Here is a 457-nt window from a genome sequence, read left to right on the forward strand (position 1 = left end):
TGGTAGAGGTGTTGGTGGGGGGTGGTGGGTTGGGTGGTTGTGAGTTGTTCGGGGGTGAGGGGTCGGGTGGTGAGGCCTTCGATGGTGGCGACGGGCGTCCCGGTGGTGTCGGTCAGGGTGATGGTGGCGGTGTTGGGTGTGGTGGGGGTGATGCGGGCGCGGATGGTGTGGGGTGCGGGGGTGTGGAGGGTGAGTCCTGTCCAGGTGGTGGGTAGTTGGTATGCGTGGTGGTGGGGGTCGGATGAGTTGTCGGGGTGGGTGGCTGTGGCGAGTGTGTGGAGGGTGGTGTCGAGGAGTGCGGGGTGGAGGAGGTAGGTGGGGGTGTGGGGGGTGTGGGGGTTGGGGAGGGTGATTTCGGCGTAGAGGTGCTGTTCGTGGTACCAGGCGGTGTGGAGTCCTTGGAAGAGGGGTCCGTAGTCGAAGCCGGCGGCGGCCAGGCGGGGGTAGAGGCCGGTGA

1 protein-coding gene is annotated in these 457 nt (G+C 67.2%); it reads right to left on the reverse strand.

Features of this window, described 5'->3' with window-relative positions; translation table 11 throughout:
• The coding region (locus AC5P1B_RS35830; protein WP_493892220.1) for a polyketide synthase dehydratase domain-containing protein at positions 1-457 on the reverse strand (457 nt) is incomplete at both ends.

Source organism: Streptomyces sp. A01, from assembly GCF_059026195.1.